This is a genomic window from Burkholderia sp. AU4i (genome assembly GCF_000466765.1).
In the GTDB taxonomy this organism is placed as follows: domain Bacteria; phylum Pseudomonadota; class Gammaproteobacteria; order Burkholderiales; family Burkholderiaceae; genus Burkholderia; species Burkholderia cepacia.
The window spans coordinates 1-5,090 of record NZ_ASSI01000433.1; the positions used below are offsets into that span (position 1 = coordinate 1).

The 5,090-nt window shown below is 58.5% G+C and carries 3 protein-coding genes and 1 pseudogene; 1 reads left to right on the forward strand and 3 read right to left on the reverse strand.

All coding sequences use genetic code 11. The features are described from left to right. Positions 1-1,134 precede the first annotated feature (1,134 nt). Positions 1,135-2,361 carry a replication initiation protein gene (locus L810_RS43300; protein WP_042978472.1) on the forward strand — a complete coding sequence of 409 codons (1,227 nt, stop codon included), beginning with the start codon at positions 1,135-1,137 and terminating at the stop codon, positions 2,359-2,361. A gap of 338 nt (positions 2,362-2,699) precedes the next feature. Here the strand turns inward: L810_RS43300 and L810_RS43305 are convergent, their stop codons facing one another. The 3 genes and pseudogenes from L810_RS43305 to L810_RS48285 all read right to left on the reverse strand — a co-directional run. Beyond that, positions 2,700-3,026, reverse strand: a complete 327-nt coding sequence (locus tag L810_RS43305; RefSeq protein ID WP_042978473.1) for a hypothetical protein — start codon at positions 3,024-3,026, stop codon at positions 2,700-2,702. Between the two features lie 130 nt (positions 3,027-3,156). After that, on the reverse strand, positions 3,157-4,074 hold the full coding sequence (locus L810_RS43310) for an SOS response-associated peptidase family protein (protein WP_021164381.1): 918 nt from the start codon (positions 4,072-4,074) through the stop codon (positions 3,157-3,159). A gap of 661 nt (positions 4,075-4,735) precedes the next feature. Beyond that, positions 4,736-5,090 (reverse strand): annotated as a pseudogene (locus L810_RS48285) (Crp/Fnr family transcriptional regulator); the annotation flags it as partial.

Here is a 5,090-nt window from a genome sequence, read left to right on the forward strand (position 1 = left end):
ATAAATCAGCGTTTCCCTAGGGGGACGCGCGTGGTCTGGACCGTCTCCGACGGCCGTCCCACACGCCCTGCGGTTGGGGCGACGATGTTCGAGGTGATCTCTGGAGAGAGGGTGATGAAATCTCACAAAGAAACAACACCTGTGGTTGCCTTTAAAAGACAACCCCTTTAAAACCTTTAGCTTCCTGAGACCCTTATCCGGCGAGCGTTTCACGGATGATCGGTCATCCTTTATGGGGCAAAAGGTCAGGGTCTGTGGGGCGGCTGGGTCGTAGTTTATGGGGTGGGGTCATGTTTTGTGGGGCAGCGCGATTTTAACTTAAGACCGCACCTCAACTTATTGAATACAAAGGGATATCTTCGAGACTTAGACGGAATCGGATGGCCGCAGGTCGTAGTTTGTGGGGCAAAAAGTCATGATTTGTGGGGCGGCTCAGTGGGCCTATCGAAATAGAGGCCCTTATCGCGTCTCAAAGGTCATGGTTTGTGGGGGGTATGCCGACTAGTGAGTAGGCGCACACTTTCTACTAAGTCTTTGAAACCATTGAATAGTTTCTCGCCCAATTGGAAAGGTCATGGTTTGTGGGGCGCCCATGCGTCGGCCTTGGTCGCTTCAGGTCATGGTTTATGGGGCTTGTTCTTGCAGCAAATGTTGTCGCCCGAGAGGTCGTGGTTTATGGGGAGCGTGGGCGGCCCGTTCTGTCCGGCCGCTGCTCACTATTCATGCAGAGTTCGGTGTGCGGTGCATAGAAATCAGAGCCAAAGGTCATGGTTTGTGGGGGCAGTGGCCGGAGAGCTGGCCACCGCGGCCAGAAAGTCATGACAGGTCATGGTTTGTGGGGCAGGGGCACGGCAAGTCATGGTTTATGGGGAAGGCGCGAAAGGTCATGGTTTGTGGGGCGAACAAGGGGCTTCCCATAGCTTCCGGTTCAAGCAAAGGTCATGACATATGGGGACGCCATCTCTTTGCGCGATAGGTCATGGTTTATGGGGCTGGCGTCATGACCGAGCAAAAGTCATGGTTTGTGGGGCACTCGAATGGTCGTGCTTTGTGGGGAGTATTTAAAGGTCATCCTCAAGAGCTTGCGAACATGACTTTTGCGCCCTAGAATGCTCCTCAACCTATGAGGACAGCATGGCGGTGGGAAAACAAAAATCCGGTAGCTCGTTGATTGCCAGTGTGCCGTCGAGCGAACTTCGCAAGCACGTTGGTACGGTGCATGTCGGTGGCGATCTCGGGTTGCTTGGGCGGAAGTTGTCGAATGTCCTACTGCTGAACGCCTACGACAACCTGTTGAAGAAGTCGGTTCATGAGATTCCCGTTGGGATCATGAGCGAGATGCTGGGGTTCGATAGTAAGAACACGAGCGCACTCAAGGAAGCGCTCAAGAAGATCTCGACCACTCCGATTGAGTTCGATATCTTGCATGCGGCTGGGGACGAGGAGTGGGGAGTCACAACCCTTCTGAGCTCGGCGAACATCCGGAACGGGATCGTCACTTACGAGTACAGCAGCGCACTCGCGAACAAGCTCGCGAACCCAGAAATCTACCTGCTCATCAACATCAACGTTCAAAAGCAGTTCAGTGGGGCGTATGCGCTCGCTTTGTATGAAAACTGCTTGCGATTCAAACGCACGGGGTCGACTGGTTGGATATCGGTCGACATCTGGCGAAAGCTTCTCGGCGCCGAAGCGTCAACATATGACGAGTTCAAACACTTCAATTCGGAGGTGATCAAAAAGGCTGTGAAGGAAGTAAACACGGTATCGAATATATTGATCACTCCGGAGTACGAACGACAGAACCGTCGTGTCGCCAAGATCCGTTTCTTGGTGGAGGACAATCCGCAGCGGTCGATGTACGACGAGAGTGATAGTGAGGAGCAGGCTGCGATCCGCGATTCTGAAACCTATCGTCGGCTCGTGAAGCTTGGTATCTCGGGCCGACTTGCTGTCGATTGGATCCAGCATGATCCAGATCGGGCGACGAAGACGGCCCAGTATGTAGAGCAGCAGATTCGGAACAAGAAGATTAAAAAGAATGCTGGCGGATACGCGCGCACGGTATTCGAAGGCGGGGGAGACATCGAGACGGTTGAGGTGATTGAAGAGTCCGCGCGTCGGGCGCAAAAGGCAGTGATCGATGAAGCGGAGGCCGCGGCAGATGCGAGGTCGAAGCTGATCGCTACCGCGATTCGCGGTCTGTCGTCGGACGAGCGGAGCGAGTTTGTGCGCCAATATGCAGCGTCTGGGGGCACCGTCGGGTCGTATGTCGACGCAGAAGGAGTGTTCAAGAACGTTCTCGAGAAAACTGCCTTCACCGCATGGCTTGCAGGAAAGATTGGTGAGACGTTGGCCTGATCTGAAAATAGGCGGATCAGCGCCACCGTCCACTGCCTTCACGCAGGCAAGGCTCGGCGTCCAGGCGCTTGAGGAACAAGTCCCAAAGCGGTGTTGGGACACTCGAGGGCTGACAGCGAAAACAGCGCCGCACATCGTTGACGTGGATCAAGGTGAGCCGTAACCGATGGATCTCCCACAACAGGGTACGCACCGCGGGTGTGGGGTTCTCATCATAGATCCGCCGCAATTCAGCTGCTGTTAGCGGCACGTGTTCCGGTCGACTCTGGTTCTGCATGTTGTATTACGGGCAAGGTGGGAAATGCTCGAGCAATGCCGTCGTTTTCCGGTCGCCCAATTCAGTTAGCATACCTACCGATCGCATCGTGCCGGCTTTTCCATAGCGTACAGATTGCGTCCAGCCTGTTCTCGAAGGCGCCAACCTCGTGCGTTTCCGAATCTTTCCGTGCGTCATAGTAAGAGGTGATGGCCACACGCCACTTGCCGTCCTGCGTCACTTCATAGATTCCGACACATTCAACGGCGCCGGCGTCGCGCGATGTGCGATCGCATCGACGCATCAGGCGCCCGGTGTTGCCGTCCCGGGCGGCCGCTGGATTGTTTTCGATGAAGTAGATGCCGTCGTCGAGTAAAACGTCGCCGTCATTGTGGGTCCGTGAAGTCATCGCGTGCGCCGCTCCGTTGTGCTGGTTGGTGGCGGCTACCGATCGACGTTGATCGTCGTGTGCCGGCCAAAACACTGTATGGATATCCAGTATATGACAATGGACCGGCACGCTCAACTCCGTCCCCGAATTACGCTGCCAGTTGATGCTGGTAGTAGGGCCGTTCTCGGTCAGCCAAGATCTCGCGTAGGTCGGCGCGCCGGGACGGATCCGGCGCGAGCCAGGCGTCGACGTTCGACGACTTGATCGGCACGGGGCAGCGGTCGTGGCCGGCGGCGGCAACTTCCGGTGGCGGTTCGTCGGTGATCGCGGCGAATGACCAGAGGTCGGCCGCGCCGGGAATCTCGGTTCGCGTCCACAAGCAGGCGAGCTGCATTTGCTGCGGTGGTGTCGGGTCGAAACGCAACACGACATCCTGGCCATCGCGGTCGACGTGCTCAAAAAAAGTCTCGGCGAGCACGATGCCGTGCGTGTAGCCGAACACCTCGCGCCAGGCCGTGGAAAGCGACGTGACGCGGCTGTTATAGCAGCCGGGCTTCTTTTTCTCGTCCGCCTCGGTCCAACCTGGGATGCGACATCGATATCGCATCGGCACAATGCGACGCTTGCCGTCGAGCTGGATCAGCACGGGCGCATACCAACCCGGGAAAATCCGTGACTCGCCATCCCGCAGGTCTTGCCGGCGGAGGTCGTTGAGGTTGCGCAGCGCCGCGGCGATTTTGTCGGTGGCGATCCTGGCGTCTTCGCTTGCGGCCTTGGTGACTTTCAACTGCAGCTTGCGCTCGGCCGCCGCGAGTCGCGTTCGCTGCGTGAAGAGTTCGAGCTCGAGCTCGCCGGTGCGACGATTCCTGTAGTCGTGGATCGCCGACGTGATGTCGTCGCTGACCGGCGCGGCCAGTAACGCGGCGTCGACGGCCTGCGGGATCTTCACCGCGCCGTGCGCGGCGCGCTCAAAGTACAGCTCCCGAAGCGTATCGACGTCGATATCTGCGCCGTAGAGGCGCACGTACTCGCGGTAATCGGCTTGAATTTTTGCGGAGTAGCACATGATTGCCTCCCATAGACGTCGACCTTTCGACAGAGTACCGCGCGGTCGCGATGTGCGAACGGAAATACATACGAGGTGCCACGGGACGTTGGGCGGCGCTCCTTCTTGTAGACGCGGGGTATGCCGGGGCAGGGCGCCAAGTTTCGGGGCGAAATGCGCCGGACTGTTAGTTGCGTATTTGGAATGCCCCCTCCTGCAAAGCTGGCTTTTTGACGTGTGAACTACCGAAAGTCGTTCCGCGCCCACGCCCACGCCCACCAGCCGAGTGAAGCACCCCGCCGTTGCATTTATGCGGAAGCCCTTGTGGTAGCGCTTACGCCAGTCGGTGGGTAGCGCATGCGGTGCGAGGGTGTTGTTCTGGCAAGCGGGCGAAGCCCGCGTGAAGCCGCGGCATAGCCGCGGGTGGATTTAGAGGGAGTAGGTAGGATCTGTGTTCTGAATAAGAGCCGACACTTAAATGCGATCGGACCCGACATTTAAATGCTCTTATCCACAGCACTGCGCGTACCGTTCACGAAATCGCGCGGCCGCCGGTGCTTTTTTGCCAACGCGGTCGCGCTGGCGCGCCTAGAAAGCCGCAAAATCGGCCATCCAGACGTGCGGGTACCTCGCTTGCGCGATGGTGGAAGGTCAGGTCGTGGAGCCGGCTAGAACGCGCCTGCTAGGCGGAACCAGGTGGGGCGAGCTGCCGCCGGGCGGCGGCGTAGAGAGTGTCCCGGTCCCAGTCGGGATGGGCATGCAGCAGTTCGCCGACGCGAAGCTTGATCGCTCGCTCGAGATCGGCCGCATCACGCTGTGAGCCATCGACTGCCGCAGCTTGCCGTCGAGCGCGGGCCTCAATGCCGGCCAGCTGCTCGACGAGCTGCGCACCCAGTGCGGAACCTCGGTGCGTTCGTTTGTGCTGCTGGTTCGCGAGACGCTGCGCGCGCAGATGCGCACGCGTGCGCTCGTGCCGCAACCATTTCCCGAGCCCGAAGGCCTCGAACAGCGTCGACTGTTGATTTCCACCGAGTCTT

Excerpts from the sequence above, each read along its gene's own strand:
- L810_RS43300 (WP_042978472.1), top strand. The coding sequence starts at position 1,135 with ATGGCGGTGGGAAAACAAAAATCCGGTAGCTCGTTGATTGCCAGTGTG.
- L810_RS43305 (WP_042978473.1), bottom strand. The coding sequence starts at position 3,026 with ATGACTTCACGGACCCACAATGACGGCGACGTTTTACTCGACGACGGC.
- L810_RS43310 (WP_021164381.1), bottom strand. The coding sequence starts at position 4,074 with ATGTGCTACTCCGCAAAAATTCAAGCCGATTACCGCGAGTACGTGCGC.